Genomic DNA, 15,021 nt, shown 5'->3' on the forward strand with positions numbered 1-15,021 from the left:
TCAGGATCAAACTGCACTATGAGGCGGCGGTTCATACCGCGCCAGGGGAGCGAATGGACAGCGAGGAGCCTCCGAACGTTCGGGTCGCCTGCTCGGGTGATATCGACGAGGTTGTGCGGCTGATGCACGACGCTGCGGCGTGGATGTCCGCCAAGGGAACGCCCGCCTGGGACGTCGCGCGGATCGACCGGACATTCGCGGAGACCTTCGTCCTGAGATCCGAGCTCCTAGTCGCGAGTTGCAGCGACGGCATCGTCGGCTGTTGCACCTTGTCGGCCGAGGATCCCGAGTTCTGGCCCGACGCCCTCAAGGGGGAGGCCGCATATCTGCACAAGCTCGCGGTGCGACGGACACATGCGGGCCGGGGTGTCAGCTCCGCGCTGATCGAGGCTTGCCGCCATGCCGCGCGAACGCAGGGGTGCGCCAAGCTGCGGCTCGACTGCCACCCGAACCTGCGTGGCCTATACGAGCGGCTCGGATTCACCCACGTCGACACTTTCAATCCCGGCTGGGATCCAACCTTCATCGCAGAACGCCTAGAACTCGAAATCTAACGTCCGTTCGGGCATCGAGGTCCATGTCGGGGTGGGACGGGCCCGTGGCTTCAAGATCACTTGCAGTCCGACCGCGATGTCTTGGTTGCGCGAGAGGTTGTCGACAGGCCATGCTGAGTGTGCGATGGTTGATCGCTTCCTCGCCGCTCTCCACGGCGACGATGGCCGCCGCCATCAGCAAGTGCGCCAGTTCCCCTATGGTGCCCTCGCTGCGTGTGAGCAGGTAGCGAGCCATGTCCAGCGTGGCAATTGGGGAAGGCCGGCGCAGCGGGAGCGAAGCGGCGAAGCTGGCCAGCAGTGAGCAGCAATCGTCGTTGGCCTCCCATACCGGCAGCATCATCGGCTCGAAGCGATTTTCCAACTGGTCATCGGAGCGGATGGCTAGGTAGGCGTCGCGCGTGCCTACCCCAACCAACGGGATGCGCAGTTCGTTGCCGAGGAAGCGCAGCAGGTTGAGGAATTCCCGGCGGTTGACGCTGTTGCCGGCCAGCACGTTGTGCAGCTCGTCGATCACCAGCATGCGCACGCCGACCTTGCGCAGCAGTGCCAGAGCCAGTTGCTCCATTTCCGGCAACCGTGGGCGTGGGCGCAGCGGCGCGCCCATCGCGGCGAGCAGCGCGACGTAGAAGCGGATCACGGACGGCTCGGACGGCATCTGCACGACCAACACCGGGATGTGCTCCTGGTCGGCGTCGGAGCTGGCCGGGTGGGTGCGGCGGAACTTCTCGACGATCATCGACTTGCCATTGTTGGTCGGGCCAACCAGCAGCAGGTTGGGCATGCGTTGCTTGTTTGGCCACGCATAAAGGGCTTCCAGCCGGTTCAGCGCCTCGACTGCGCGCGGATAGCCGATCCAGCGGTCGGCGCGAAGGCGCTGGATGCGCTCGTCCGCCGGAAGACGGGCCAAGCCCTGGGCCGCCGGCAGCAGGTGGGACAGGTCGATGATGGGATATTCGTCCACGGCTACCACTCCTCAATCTGGTCGAACGGTTTGGCGGGTGGCAAGTTGTCTGCCTGCGGGTCGGCAATATCCGTATCCGGCGGAACGGGCTTGTCCGGCCGAGCTGATGTCTTGAGGTGCTGGCGGCGATCCGCGTCACGCCGCGCCTTGCGTGTGGCCTTCTGCGCGCTGGTCACAATCTCACGCATCTGGCCGATCATGCGGAACAGCGCCGACTCATCCACCTGTTCGCGCCCTTGCTGCCGCAGTTTCGCCAGCGCCTGCCGTTGTTCCCAGAGGGTGACAGCCGGATGCGACAAGGTACGGTAGGGAATTTCCAGGTAATGCTGTCCCTCCGGTTCCAGGACCCAGATACGGCTGATGTCGCGCGGATCGCGCCGGATCAGAAAGGACGGCCAGCGTTCACGCCGCGCAATCCACGGCTTGAGCGCATCGGCGTAGTAGTGGATGTGGTCGATGACAAAGCCGGTGCGGGTCAGCGTGCGCCGGAGGATCGGCAGAAAATCGACCAGGAACGAAGTAGCGCGTGTGACGACGGCCGGTACGCCGACACGCGCCACGGCCTCGGCCCAGCGCGCGGCCGGCGGTTGGAGCAGGCCGTTGTGCACCGAACCGTGGTAGGTGCCGACCGCCAATGTGAGCCAGCGCTCTAGCTCGCGCAGCGTCAGGGCGGCCTTGTTTTCGGAATCGTAGTCGCCGCGCTGGTCAGGGTTGGAGAAGGTCGTTCCCGGCAGTTCGTCGTGAATCATCTGCATCGCCGTGCCGATGATCCGTTCCACGATGCCGCCATAGTGCGGCTGTCCCAGCGGGCGATAGTCCAGCCGGATGCCATGCTGCTCGCAACCCCGGCGCAGGGCCTCGCTCTTGAACTCGGCCGCGTTGTCTAGGTAGAGCAGCAAGGGCTTGCCGCTCATCTGCCAATCCATTTCCACGTTCAGTCCTTCCAGCCAAGGGCGCTTGTCGCAGGCGACATGCACGAGGCACAGGCCAACCGAAACGGCAGACGGCGCTTCCAGCGTGACGACCATGCCGAGCACGCAGCGGGTGAACACGTCGATGGCGAGGGTCAGGTACGGGCGGCCAATAGGTTGCCGGTCGCGGTCATCGACCACGATCAGGTCGATGACCGTATGGTCTATCTGCACCTGCTCCAGCGGCGCGGTCACGGCAGGAGGCTCGCCGCCCACACCTTGTAGGTCACGAGCGGCATCCTGGCCTTCCCGCCGGCGGATGACCTAAAGGTTAGCTTGTTTTTTTTGATTAAATCTTTAGTATTCAGAGTCATACATTAATTTTTAGTAAGCAAGCCAAAGCGACAAAACGAGCATGCCTACTAATACGCTGTTATGTGCTTTCTCTAAAGCAAGCCAGATTCACTAAAACTTTCTTCTGGCTGGCCGCATCGGTCGTTTCGAATTAGCCCCCTTTAAAATGCCGTTTTGATGCCTTATTTTGGCTAAAACGGGGTGTTTTAAGTTTCTGTTTTTATTGGTTTTGTTTTTGTTGAGAACTTTCAGGTAAATGATAGTCTTCAAATCAAATGTTTTTTGGAGCCACAGCATGGAAAAATCAAAGCAATTATATAATCAAGTGAACTTCTCACATCAGGACTTGCAAGAACATATCTTTAGCAATTGTACTTTTATACATTGTAATTTTAAGCGCTCAAACCTCCGAGATACACAGTTCATTAACTGTACTTTCATAGAGCAGGGGGCATTGGAAGGGTGCGATTTTTCTTATGCTGATCTTCGAGATGCTTCATTTAAAAACTGTCAGCTTTCAATGTCCCATTTTAAGGGGGCAAATTGCTTTGGTATTGAACTGAGAGATTGTGATCTTAAAGGAGCAAATTTTAGTCAAGTTAGTTTTGTAAATCAGGTTTCGAATAAAATGTACTTTTGTTCTGCATACATAACAGGTTGTAACTTATCCTATGCCAATTTTGAGCAGCAGCTTATTGAAAAATGTGACCTGTTCGAAAATAGATGGATTGGTGCAAATCTTCGAGGCGCTTCATTTAAAGAATCAGATTTAAGCCGTGGTGTTTTTTCGGAAGACTGCTGGGAACAGTTTAGAGTACAAGGCTGTGATTTAAGCCATTCAGAGCTTTATGGTTTAGATCCTCGAAAGATTGATCTTACGGGTGTAAAAATATGCTCGTGGCAACAGGAACAGTTACTGGAGCAATTAGGGGTAATCATTGTTCCTGACTAAGCGCAAGATTCGGCTACGCACATAACAAACGCTTTAAGACGGATTCGCAACGTTTGGCGGTTTTAGTTTGAATTGGCTTTTGTATTTACGGTGTAATAATTGAGTGTTGTGGTAGCGTTGCTCACCACTTAAGCGGGCGTTAGCAGTAAAGAGTATTACAATTAATCTATTATGGTGAGGGTTAAATTATTCTAGAACTAGATTCTGTAGCTAAAGAGCTAATAAGTCTCGCTGAAGAGTTATTTGGAGAGATGGTTAATCAATGGAGTTATTGTGGTATAGAAATTAATGACCACTCTCCACATTTGGCGTACTACCCAGATACTAACGAAGTTGCTATTTCATTAAGTGAACGAGTAAAGAATGACGATATTCAGCTGATTTTTCAGTTGGCTCATGAGGTTTGTCATTTACTATATCCAACTATGGATATAGCGCGGGTCAAGGCTAGCGATCCGTAAGGCCACGGTATTGCGCGCCGGCACTCGCAGTTTTTGAGCCTTGCACACCTGAGTGACTTCGCGGTGAAAGGCCGCTAGGCTGCGCTTCTGCTTGGTCAGGAACCGCTTTTGCAGTAGCTCGTGGATGACGCGCTCGACCGGTTCCGGCAAGCGCCCCTTACCTTTACCTCCACCGGACTGGCCGGGCACCAGATCCGTCACGAGGCCGCTGCCTTGCCGGGCACGCCGGATCAGAACGTATACCTGGCGCCGAGACAAGCCCAGCGCCTGAGCCGCCATATCGGCCGCTTCGTGCCCGACCGTCTCCGACTGCGCCAACGGACTGATGATCTCCGCACGACGGCGCGCACGCTCCCAAGCCTCATCAGGCAGAGTGGCCACGCCTTGTTCTGGAATCCGTGGGGTGTCCGTCGCCATGCTCACCTCGCTTTGGTGCACACGAGTATTGAGCATAGTCGAGATTGGTGCAGATCACTTCTGATATTGAACTGTCAGGAGCTGGCTGCACAACAGCCATTACGCCCAATCAACTGGTGCAGTCGTCTTCTGAAAATGACACCACCTTCCAGAAACGAACAGACTTCGCTAGTTCGCACCCGGAAGGCGGCGCGAATCAAAACACCCCATCTTGACAGGTTAACCAAGTCGGTTACACTTACACGCATTGATAGGCGACAGCCAGGAGGTGAACCATGAACATGAAGCGCAAGCCGAAGGCGCCAGGCGAAGTCCTGGAAACGCAGTTCATGCAGCCGAACCAAATCACCCAAAAGGAGCTGGCCAGCCATACCGGGGTTCTAGGGATTTTCCGTCCAAAAACGACAAAGTGCTCTGGAGGCCGCGCCGTCCGTGGCCTCCAGAGGGGTATTACTTTTCGCTGACGGGTAAATATCCCTCGATTGAGCGCATAAGCTCCTCCAGATCTGGCAATTTTTCGCTCAATTCGAAGTGGTAAGTCCCCTTGAGGTTAATGTTGTGCCAGGCCACAGGGGATGCCTGTTTGACGATATCTATTCTCTTGGTATCTCCTTGGTATTCGAAGCTGGTCAACAGCTGGCTGAGTATCCTGGAGTTGAAGTAAACGATGGCATTGGTGACCAGGCGAGCGCACTCATTCCATAGCTGGATTTCTTCGTCTGAACTGCCCCGGAACTGATCCCCATTGACGCTGCTCACGGCCCGACGCAGTTGGTGATAGGCCTCTCCCCGGTTCAGCGCGCGCTGAACATAGTTTCTTAAACTGGCATCATCGATGTAGCACAGTAGATAATTCGCTTTCACCAGGCGATTGTATTCCGTCAGGGCTTCCAGCAGCGGGTGATTGCGCTTGTACTCCGAGAGCTTTCTCACCAAGGTGGCTTGCGTTGTTTTCCGCTGCTTAAGTGATACTGCAATCCGTTGGATGGTATCCCAGTGCTGCGCAATACGATGGGTATTGATTGGCTTTTTTAAGCACAGCTGAATTCGGTGTTCTTTGTCTTCCTTGACATCAAACATGTCATTGATCACTTTGCCAACCTGGGCATAGCGTGGGGCAAACTGGTATCCGAACAGATCCAGTAACGCGAAGTTCACATGGTTCACCCCATGGGTATCGGTTGAGAGCACATCCGGAATGATGTCTGACGTATTGCTCATCAACAAATCAAAGATGTAGTGCGATTCATGTTCGTTGGCGCCGATCACTCTGGCGTTGATCGCAGCGTGATTGGCGATCAAGGTCATGGCAGAAACACCTTTTTGAGTGCCAAAGTACTTCGACGAATAACGGGTTTTGAAGGTCTCGCGCCGGGCTTCGAACTTTTGACCATCGGCACTGGCGTGGATCACATCTTCCTGGATGTTGTAGTACCGGAAGATGGGTAGCTTGGCTGTCGCGTTATTGATGTTGTCGTTAGCAGCATTCAATGTTTCCAGGCGAAGATAGTTCGCCTGGATAGTGCTGAGCTGATCATAGGTACGATCAGAGATCTGTGCCATGCCGTAAATGCCTTGATTGGTTGCATTGCCGACCAGAATTGCCAACAGGTCATATTCATGGGAACGGCTTCTGGATTGGGAACCCAGCACATGAGCGAAGCAGTCAATGAAACCGGTGTCACGATCAACCATGCGCAGTACATCCGCAATCCCCGTTGTGGGAATTTGCTGGAAGAAGGGATTGTTGACCAGATGATGTTTGCTGGCCGAAGGCAGGCGCCAGAAGCGTTTACCCTGCGGATTACGCAAGATGATATTCCGGTTGTCTTCCTGTTCAAGATATTCGCCGACTTCGTACAAACGGGTATCCAATTCCATGGCCATCTGTTTGATCAGCTTTTCAGGCTCCTCCGCTAATTTTGTAAAATGGCTCTGTTGAAGCAGCGTATATTTGTTTTTTCGCCAATGTTCCCCGTCGATCAGGTCGGCGTCGAGTGCCCGGTATTTAGTGATATCAGGCAGCGTCAGCTGGCCATTCAGGCGATCAGGAATCTGTTGATAGAGGAACCACTCATAACGATCGATCAGGATATTCCCTTCACCATCCAGCAGGAATTCACGTGATTTTTTGGAAAGGAGTCTGGTGTCGGCAGTTTGCAACTGAGCGTCCTGGCCGTTGAGTTCGTTTTGTGTTTTCGCCAAGGCGGCCGCTAAGTGCTGGGTGCCGTCGCAGCCTTCGAAGCGCAGACATAGGAACAACTCTCGCAGCAAACCTTTCCGCAGACTTTCTTTCTCGTCGCAGTACTGCCACATGGCTTCATCGACCGATCGTCGCTGCTCGTTCAGGAAGAGACATACAGATTCCAGATCCCTTTTGGTCAGCAGGCTCAGTGCTTGCTGTCTTACTGTTGCAAACGGTAGTTGCAGATCAATGCTGTCATCAATGAACAGGTGCAGTACTTCAGCTGCCTTGCTGACATTTTTAGCTGCTTTTTGCCAATCCTTAAACACCGCTTCCTGCGCATAATCCTTTGCCTTCTGTTTGGTCTGTCTGACATGATGCACAAAGCCATCGGCAATACGTTCCAGCGCTTGCTGCCATCGCGTTTGAAGATAGCACAATAAATACAGCCATTGGCTGCCTACGGTTTGACGTTTCAGTTTGGCACCGTAGTAGTCGACTTTCTCTGCCAGGTGTTGCAGATTTTTCTGCGACAGTGATAGCGTGCTCAACAGCAGATCCACTTCCGGCATCCAATGCTGGATATGGCGATAGACAATCAGTTCTTTCTCCAACTCGGTTCCGGTGAAGTTACGAGCCGATTGTCGCAACTGTCGGAACGGCAGTGGACCTGTGCCGTTCACGAGCTCCGCCAGTGCTTGCTTAAGACCGCGTGACATTGCACGCTCAAGGTGCGCGGCCATGTGTTCCTGTTCGTCTCCCACCACCTGACTGATGATCTTTTGCAGCGTGCTGTAGGCAGGGATTGCGATCTTCTGCCCCGAACAATATTCAATGGCCGCATCGAAGAGGTGCCTAGGCGCTGTCCAGGCTCTGGCTTGCTGGGATAAGTAATCTCTCAACGCCGCTCCATGGTCTTTGACATTCCAGCGCTGGTAGTTGCAGAGCTGGAAAACACGTTGGTAAATCCGTTCTTTCTCTTTTGGCGTGAGATTAAAGGGTCTACAGCCTGGGCCTGGTAGAACGGTTTGATAAACGTATTTGAGGTCCTGCTTGATCTGATGAAAGCCGGGATTCAGCACCACCGGCTTGGCTTTGAAATAGCCCAGCAGTACCACCAGCATGTAACGCTGGCCCCGATGACGGAGGCTTTTAGCGATCGCCAGTTCCTTATCGTTCAGCGAGAAAAAGAAGCGTTGGTCGGCGGAGGTGAAAGCGGGGGGTCCATATAACTCATCTTGTTCTGCCTCGGACAAGATTTGGACACGTTCTTCGAATGCCATGGATTTAGCCCAAAAAGACTAAATCTTACTCAAACAGAGCCCAAATAGGGATCTCGAAAAAAGTAATACCCCTCTGGAGGCCACAGACGGCGGGGCCTCCAGAGCACTTTGTCGTTTTTGGACGGAAAATCCCTAGAACCCCATCAACCAAAGTTAAAGGCTAAGGTCATTTTCGGGGGGATGGGCGCAAAACCCCTTGTTAGGTGGAGAAAATATGACCCAAACGAAAAAAAATTATTATGGACAAATCAGAACATTGTAAAGAAGTTTACGCATATTACGGTTTAGCGATGTATCGTGCTCAATGTGTGGAGCAATCGATTATTCAGTTGCTCATCTTTTGTGATTTATACGAAAGAGAGGCAAAGTCTAAGCACACCCAAGAGGAGTGGGAGGCTAAGTTTGATAGCTTTGATCAGGAAGTTAGTGATAAGACGATGGGTAGACTAATAGGACATCTAAAATCTTTAAACGTACTTCAAGCGACTACAGAATCGTTGCTAGCTAAGGCACTCAAGGAACGTAACTTCTTGGCTCATAGTTATTTCCAAGCTAAAGCTATGGATTTTATGAACGCGTCTGGGCGTAATAAGATGATTACAGGGTTGGAAAAATCAATAGAGTTGTTCAATGAGGTTGAGGACATCCTAAACCCAATCACAATGACTGTCGCAGCAAAGTATGGGTTAACCGAGGAAGTTATTGCAAATATTCAAAAACAGGCTCTGGAAGATGCGAAAACCGACCTTTAACAAACGACTATGGCGTCAATAACTAATTTTTAGCTATGTTCTAATCCTACATGATGCATCTCTTAGCATATCACAACCATCTTGCGAACACATGCAATAATAGCAAGCGTTTAAGGTTTCAAGATGCTTTTTCTAATCTGACAAAAACGTTTTAATACACAGCTCTAAAACATTTTTGTCCAGATACGTGTTCCAGCGGATGGTCAGACAACCAGTATGATACTTTTATAGTCAATTGTTGTGAGATTGAAACATGGTAGTACCAATTGGTATGAATCTTTATTTATGTCAGCGTGACATTTAGAACGGTACTGACAGGCTTACTTGAACATTTAGTATGAAACTTTATTTCTCTCCCAAATCTACGGGGACTTCAAACCATAAATATACACGGTATCCACCACCTAAACTACACCACAAGCCGCTGTTACGACACCAATAACCTTAACTACCTCACTCGCTTTAACTCGAATGAAGCGAGCTTCGCTCGCAAAGAATCAAGCTCCCTTTCGCGTCTTCGACGCTAACGAATAAGGGCTTCGCCCTAAATATTTCTACTCCTTGGTGGCTTCGCCACTGCTAAGACCCCCTGGAAAAAAGTTTGGCGTAGCCAAACATAGATATGGATAGATAAAGATAGAAATAAATCGATATGAATAGTATTTACCAATCTAAGAAGCGGCGAAGCCGCTGGTTCTCCCAGGGGGGAGAATGCTCAAGAGGCGGCGAAGCCGACCTTATAGTTACAGCACGTGCGGATGGAGCGAAGCGGTGGGGGAGAGGCACCAATGAGTACCTTAAAGTGTGGTGGATACCGTGTATAGTTGACTAATTTTTGTTCGATAGTGGTTCAAATGAGGTCCGATTTAGACCTCAATATTTGAAAACGAAGTATTAAGTCAAAGCTGATAATGGCCAAGCAAATGTACTCAAGGAGTTGTCTGACTCTTTGATTTTCTCCACAAGGTCATCCGCTCCGACTTCAATACCACATTCATACAGTCCATAAACCTCTTTTACAAAGAAAGGTTCGTCCGAACTAGTATCCTTTACCATTTTTCGATTAAGGCATTCATTAATAAATGTTCTAGAGACATGTAAGTTCTCAGGATGTTGCCTGTTCCAGGTATCGATCGTATGCATTCTGGAATCTTTGATATGAGCGAGGTGCTGACTAATTTGTCCTCCAATTATCGACACTATGACAGTAATCGAAAACAATATTACTTTTAGACTAAGACGGATCGCAGATTTCATGCAGTATTCCTATTATAGAGGGGGATTTATTCTGATTTGGTGCTTAACGAGGTTGTTTGTGAAAGCTCTATCAAGTTGTAGTTAGGTCATGACATAAAAGGAACACCAGCCTTTTCTAGGTCTTGCCATGTAAGGGGGGCGTTCTTCACTGTACGGGGTGTTTCAAAGTGAACATTTTCGGCTTCTGAAATAAACATTCCTCTATCAGGATTTAAAAGATCCATGATTAAAGTGCCATCGGGATGGACAATAAACTCCAATTGATATCCCTCCGGTACATTTGGCCATTTATAATCCTCAGGAATGATGCCTTTAAGCCTTTGCGAGACAATGGAGACTGTCAAAACTTCATCTTTATCAATTTTTATCATATCAATCATACTCTTCGTTAATATTTGTACCAAAGCTCATATGGAAACTAAGTTGATCAAATTATCAACTAGCTCAGCATGAGGTTTTCCTAACATACGTATAAAAATATATGGTAACATTAGTATTGTTTTTTATACGCGAATGACATCTATTATTCAATGTTTAGTCTAGACTGCCTAAGAATGGTTGAGGAAAAGCTAATGTTTAGAACAAAGTATTTACTGATAGCACTATCTTGTACTGCTTTGATTTGCCTGATTTTCTTTAATAGCGGAGCATACAAAGACAATTTCGAGGTGGTGGCCAAGGTATGTGGTCTACTATCACTAGCTAGCTGGCTAGAACGTACAAAGCAGATATAACAGATAGTCGTCATGTGGCCAAAACCTATACATCCATATCTACTTAAAAAGCATGCGTACAGGTGTGCTCTAGATCCATATCGACACACGTTGATGACACTCCAGAACTATGACGACCTGATAAACCTAGATCTGCAGGTGCTTGATACTCTATATCAACTAGAACATTTGATAGTCAGTCATTTAGAAAAAATGACAAACCATCATATTAACTCAATTACTAGTGGTAAGTACCTTTTCGGCTTGAAACTAATAGAGGCGGCTATACACAGACTTCCAGTACCGACATTCGAAAATATTGAACTGACATCGCGATCAGATAACGGCGTAAGACAAATCCTCGCGATAAAAGTGTTGTAACTGAGAATATTTGAACTAGGAGACTCAAGATTGGAAAGCGCAGTAACTAAAACAAGATGTACTGCTAAGCGCAATACATCAACGAACATCGAAAGGGCATGCTCTGCTAGTTTAGAAGAATTACTTTCAACCTATAAATTAATTGAAAGTATGGGAAGGTATGATCCTCTCTGGATCTCTTTCGAAAGAAACAGAATTGAACAAATTTGCAAAGTTAAAGAATGGACTAGGGTTGGTTTAAAAGAGCTCAATTGTATTTTGTCTTTGAAAGATATGATTAAGCTCGCCAAGAAAGAACCTAACCTAACACCACTACTTGACAGGTTATCAGGGTGTTATCGCGTTAGAAGTACCAATACTTACATGGTAAGTACCTCAAGCGAACTCGATTTGTTGAAGATTGAATTTACAGCAGCAGCACGATTTACTGTCGCAAGTTGGATGTACATTGCATTTTCTACCCATTTTGAGGACGGAGTTGAGCTAGGTTGGTCAACCATTGATGCAATATTCGAATCTCAATCACTCCCTTCAACACATCCAGACACATGGACAATGGACAATTTCTTATACATCTAGGAGGTAATAATATGATGCATTACAAAGACTCTGTATTTTCACCAGAATGGGGGCAGTTCACCAGAAGAATAGTTATATTGGCATTTTCTCTAACAATTGTAGGTTTAGCTGCATGGCGATTCTCTCAATTAGAGTCTTTTAATCTGCTTTATATAGTAATTCTTCTTCTTGGTATCCTTATCCAGGGGCTATACCCAATTTATGCTGAACGCAAAGAATTGAGACGCAAGCTTTACAGAAGACACTTGAGTACACTTAATATTGATATTCTCGAGAAGTATTTAAATCAAGCTGAAAGCGATATAGAACGAGATTTGATAGAAGACACCATTTCCACAATACGTTATTGATTGGTGATTGAATGGATATCAAATTCGACACTACTGAAATCTATCACGAGAATCGACACCAAAACCTTATGCGTATAGTCAACCAAGACTACAACCGTAAGATTCAGAACTTATGTAGACATTTAGATATGCCTCACTTGGCCAGTTATCTCAGCCACAGATCCAAGCCTCAGAAGAACATCAGTCACAGACTAGCTAGAAACATAGAAACAAAGCTCGGTATGCCTATTGGACAACTTGATGAGGCCATTTCTACCATAAATGTAGACCCAACAATTGATGATAACCTCCCAATTGACAAGCTTGCCAGATCTAGGAATTTAGAGATCCTATTGACCCTTATAGGGAATGGCAATATTAGCAAATTGAACTCAGAGCTAGGTTGTCATTTGAACAATCATTTAGGGCCCAATAAATCCCGTATGCTAGGAAAAAAGTTAGCAACCAGAATTGAAACTAAACTAGGGCTACGCCCTGGCACCATGAGCGTGAAATGTACTTTCAATGATTTTCTACCATATTTAAACAGGGACCAATTGACTAGGCATATCGAGTCTAAACAAGAAGAGTATGATGAACGAATGTCAAAACGTAGAATAATAATTGAACAAAGGAATGATATCGTGAGCCAGATGTTGAAGAAGATAGCCAGCTTTCTGGAAGGCAGTGGTACACATGAAATATTAGAGGATTCTGATATTAGAAAGGTGTATATCCCTGTGCCAAACCACAAAAATGAACTCCCAATATTAGTTAGCTGCGAAACTAAGCCATCAAACAGATTCTTAATTTTATGCTCTAAAGGTATGACAGAGCGACACGATAAACTCACAAACATGATTTTAAGCGATAGGGATAAGTTTGAAACAGATGTCGGTGAAATGGACCATTATCCAAAAATCGCTGTAATAAACGCCTATGACCGAGAGTTGGCGATGCCATCGTTGAATAACCCAGAAATTACATTAATTATTAAAAAGGCTTTGTATCAGCTCAGTAACTTGACAGACGACTATTTGCTAGCAAAGTTTAAGTTAAAAACAGTATATAACGAACTAGTAACCGCACAACTCCAATACGTAAAGTCATTCAGTTCTGTGCAAATCATTAAAACAAAGGAGCTGTTACATCGAGGTTTTTCAATACCCAATATTAAGTTGCGTGGAACAAGGGAACTTAGCCACTCTTTACTAGTACCAGTTAGCAATAGCAAAGATACCTTAAGAGAAGTACGGGAGTTTGCAAAAGGAAGTGGTACTGACTTCGTATTGCCCATCTGTATAAATAATGGCAATGTGGTGTCAGACCAATTTGTGCCTACCAAGACCTGGCTGGCCAGCCACATATAGATACAAGCTTGATCATAACCATATAAAAACAAAAGATAATTGATACATACTTGGTAACATCTTAGTATGTGTCAATATGGTTTTTTTTTACGCAAAGTAGGAAGTATGTTGTTCTTTCTTGAAAAATTGGGGATCAAGGCAGCGATGCACTGTCGGCTCGTGAATGGTAATCAAGAGCATTTATTATGGGGGCTGGATTGGAACTCGAAAAGAGCACTACTTGAGTCAAAAAATCGCTGGTTTTGGCTACCTTTACAAAATGTAGAAATATCGAATGTTACAAACATAGTCGATAAACTTTCGGAGTTTTACGCTTCACATGATGAAAAGATATTAGGTGTAAATTGGCTTGAAGGCACACTATTGATATCTAAAGATACTCACTTGGATTGGGTTACCGAAGAAGATCTCGAGCTTCCTTAAATCATAACCTAACTGTTTAAAGAAGGATTAATTTATGGCCACTGTTGCAGCATTACCTTTCCCTCAACTACCTGAGTTTTTTTCATTTTTCGCAACAAACCCCTACGGAATAGTAATTAGTTTACTATTAGGATTGATCATTAGTGGCGTTGTGTTGAGAGGACTAGTTGATCTGTTTAGAGGTCAACAAAAGTAATAGCTCAATTTTGTTTAGTTTTTAGATAATACAATTTAAGACTTATAACCTGATGAGAAGCGGCATGTTAGAAAGAACAATGGAAAGAGAGCTCATCTTTCATGGTACACGAGCTAAGGAGTTTGATAAATTTGAGTTAGGCATGCTAGGTACAGGCGAAGGCTGTAATGATGCTAATGGATTTTACTTCGTTTCTAATCTGAAAGGAGCATGCTATCACGCTGACTATAAAGCGAGGCAGGTAGGTAAACCTACCGTATATGTGTGCGCAATAAAGGAACAAGCTAAAGTAGTAACTATTGGTAAATCCATTTCTATGCACCCCAAATATCTACAGCAACATTGGGATAAATTACCAGTGTGGATATCAACTAAGAGGGGTAAAGAATGGTACTCAGAACTTGCAAAACCACCTGAAAATCGAATACACAATGACCTAATTGATTTGAATGAACGGAAACGTTGTCATATTTTGCGTGAAAACGGTATCGATATCTTAAAGGATTTTGAGAGTGGCCAATTTGTAGACGGTGGGTATCATGGCCGTTCTCATTTAGTGTTAAATCCAGACTCTATTGATATAATTGAGACTTTAAATGTAGAAGAAATATATGATGAAATATCTGGGAGACCCAAATTTTACCACCTCCGTAAAGAGCCTTGTATATTTGGTAAATCAAATATTTTAAGCCGACTTTGCGAGTATGACTGAGTATATTTTGACCCGTTTAAATCTTTCAGATATTAAGTTTAACATAGACATTGTTCTAGCATACCCAGGTTAAATATCAAATTGAAAGGGCTGGTGGGTGTTTTATAACCAGCCTTTTTGATGAACAATAAATATTTAAAACTAGATATAACTAGTCATGAAATACAATTATTGTATTTCATGCATTGAATATTCCAAAACAATCCCCACCTTAATACTAATACTAACAAT

12 protein-coding genes and 2 pseudogenes are annotated in these 15,021 nt (G+C 46.7%); 8 read left to right on the forward strand and 6 right to left on the reverse strand.

Features of this window, described 5'->3' with window-relative positions; all coding sequences use genetic code 11:
• The first annotated feature begins 53 nt into the window (after positions 1 to 53).
• Positions 54 to 554: a GNAT family N-acetyltransferase gene (locus tag R8O70_RS12075; protein ID WP_000376623.1), complete on the forward strand. Its 501-nt coding sequence runs from the start codon at positions 54 to 56 to the stop codon at positions 552 to 554.
• Here the strand turns inward: R8O70_RS12075 and R8O70_RS12080 are convergent.
• Positions 523 to 1,515, reverse strand: coding sequence for a TniB family NTP-binding protein (locus tag R8O70_RS12080; RefSeq protein WP_001381192.1), 993 nt, complete (start codon positions 1,513 to 1,515; stop codon positions 523 to 525). The two genes, R8O70_RS12075 and R8O70_RS12080, sit on opposite strands and share 32 nt — an antisense overlap.
• Before the next feature lie 2 nt (positions 1,516 to 1,517).
• Positions 1,518 to 2,750, reverse strand: a pseudogene (locus R8O70_RS12085) (transposase); the annotation flags it as partial.
• Between the two features lie 325 nt (positions 2,751 to 3,075).
• Between R8O70_RS12085 and R8O70_RS12090 the strand changes: the two are divergent.
• Complete coding sequence (locus R8O70_RS12090) at positions 3,076 to 3,732, forward strand: quinolone resistance pentapeptide repeat protein QnrVC1 (RefSeq protein ID WP_000415714.1); 657 nt, start codon at positions 3,076 to 3,078, stop codon at positions 3,730 to 3,732.
• A 428-nt stretch (positions 3,733 to 4,160) separates the two neighbouring features.
• Here the strand turns inward: R8O70_RS12090 and R8O70_RS12095 are convergent.
• Positions 4,161 to 4,610: pseudogene (locus R8O70_RS12095) on the reverse strand (helix-turn-helix domain-containing protein); the annotation flags it as partial.
• A gap of 450 nt (positions 4,611 to 5,060) precedes the next feature.
• The gene (locus R8O70_RS12105; RefSeq protein ID WP_213899645.1) at positions 5,061 to 8,078 is read right to left on the reverse strand and encodes a Tn3-like element IS3000 family transposase; all 3,018 of its coding nucleotides are present in this window, start codon (positions 8,076 to 8,078) and stop codon (positions 5,061 to 5,063) included.
• A gap of 239 nt (positions 8,079 to 8,317) precedes the next feature.
• Between R8O70_RS12105 and R8O70_RS12110 the strand changes: the two genes are divergently transcribed.
• Positions 8,318 to 8,830, forward strand: coding sequence for a hypothetical protein (locus R8O70_RS12110; protein ID WP_025634090.1), 513 nt, complete (start codon positions 8,318 to 8,320; stop codon positions 8,828 to 8,830).
• A gap of 894 nt (positions 8,831 to 9,724) precedes the next feature.
• Here R8O70_RS12110 and R8O70_RS12115 read toward each other — a convergent pair.
• Both R8O70_RS12115 and R8O70_RS12120 read right to left on the reverse strand, forming a co-directional pair.
• The gene (locus R8O70_RS12115) at positions 9,725 to 10,087 is read right to left on the reverse strand and encodes a hypothetical protein (protein WP_025634091.1); all 363 of its coding nucleotides are present in this window, start codon (positions 10,085 to 10,087) and stop codon (positions 9,725 to 9,727) included.
• Between the two features lie 86 nt (positions 10,088 to 10,173).
• On the reverse strand, positions 10,174 to 10,458 hold the full coding sequence (locus R8O70_RS12120) for a hypothetical protein (protein WP_138058896.1): 285 nt from the start codon (positions 10,456 to 10,458) through the stop codon (positions 10,174 to 10,176).
• Between the two features lie 753 nt (positions 10,459 to 11,211).
• On the opposite strand from R8O70_RS12120, the gene R8O70_RS12125 reads away from it, so the two are divergent.
• From R8O70_RS12125 to R8O70_RS12145, 5 genes are all read left to right on the forward strand, one after another.
• On the forward strand, positions 11,212 to 11,760 hold the full coding sequence (locus tag R8O70_RS12125) for a hypothetical protein (protein ID WP_025634097.1): 549 nt from the start codon (positions 11,212 to 11,214) through the stop codon (positions 11,758 to 11,760).
• Positions 11,761 to 11,771: 11 nt separating this feature from the next.
• Positions 11,772 to 12,110 (forward strand): hypothetical protein, encoded by a 339-nt coding sequence (locus R8O70_RS12130; RefSeq protein WP_025634098.1) that lies wholly within the window; start codon positions 11,772 to 11,774, stop codon positions 12,108 to 12,110.
• Between the two features lie 11 nt (positions 12,111 to 12,121).
• Positions 12,122 to 13,459 carry a hypothetical protein gene (locus tag R8O70_RS12135; protein WP_025634099.1) on the forward strand — a complete coding sequence of 446 codons (1,338 nt, stop codon included), beginning with the start codon at positions 12,122 to 12,124 and terminating at the stop codon, positions 13,457 to 13,459.
• Positions 13,460 to 13,564: 105 nt separating this feature from the next.
• Entirely contained in the window at positions 13,565 to 13,882 is a 318-nt protein-coding gene (locus R8O70_RS12140; protein ID WP_025634101.1) for a hypothetical protein, read from the forward strand.
• Positions 13,883 to 14,142: 260 nt separating this feature from the next.
• Positions 14,143 to 14,790, forward strand: a complete 648-nt coding sequence (locus tag R8O70_RS12145; protein ID WP_042776360.1) for a hypothetical protein — start codon at positions 14,143 to 14,145, stop codon at positions 14,788 to 14,790.
• Positions 14,791 to 15,021: the final 231 nt, after the last annotated feature.

The organism is Vibrio sp. 779(2023) (assembly GCF_033344285.1).
Taxonomy (GTDB): domain Bacteria; phylum Pseudomonadota; class Gammaproteobacteria; order Enterobacterales; family Vibrionaceae; genus Vibrio; species Vibrio alginolyticus.